The organism is Aerococcus sp. L_32, assembly GCF_050689315.1.
The window spans coordinates 1-574 of the sequence record NZ_JBOEQF010001163.1; the positions used below are offsets into that span (position 1 = coordinate 1).

1 protein-coding gene and 1 pseudogene are annotated in these 574 nt (G+C 36.4%); both read left to right on the top strand.

The features are described 5' to 3' along the window. Positions 1-253 (top strand): annotated as a pseudogene (locus ACRCJ0_RS18715) (amino acid ABC transporter permease); the annotation flags it as partial. Positions 254-265: 12 nt separating this feature from the next. Beyond that, positions 266-574, top strand: a 309-nt coding sequence (locus ACRCJ0_RS18720; protein WP_431391703.1) for an ATP-binding cassette domain-containing protein, incomplete at its 3' end; no start/stop codon positions are given.

Sequence of the window (574 nt, forward strand, 5' to 3'; positions counted from 1 at the left end):
AATCAATATTAAGGATACTTCTGTATTGAATGTTATCGCAGTAACTGAGTTATTCTTTGTAACGAAATCAGCTGCAGGTTCAACTTACCTAACCTTCCAAACATTCCTAATTACAGCGATTATCTACTTTGTCTTAACTTTTACAACAACTCGTGTCTTGAATTTTATCGAAAATCGTATGGCAGGCAAAAAGACTTACCATGTCTATGAATCTAGCACGAATACAGTAATCAACGGTCAAAGAGAACAATAGGAGGAAAATGACATGCAAAACCAAGATCAATTAATCTTAAATGTACAACATTTAGAAAAACGTTTTGGGGAAAACTTGGTCCTACGTGATATCGACTTCCAAGTACGCCCAGGACAAGTAACCTCTATTATTGGTTCATCTGGATCAGGTAAATCTACCCTACTACGTTGCTTAAACCTACTTGAAGAACCAACTGGCGGCGACATTTTATACCACGGCCAATCGATTTTAAACGGGAAGAAAATGAACATTAATAAATACCGTACCCAAGTTGGTATGGTATTCCAATCATTCAACCTATTTAAAAACTGTACAGCCCTA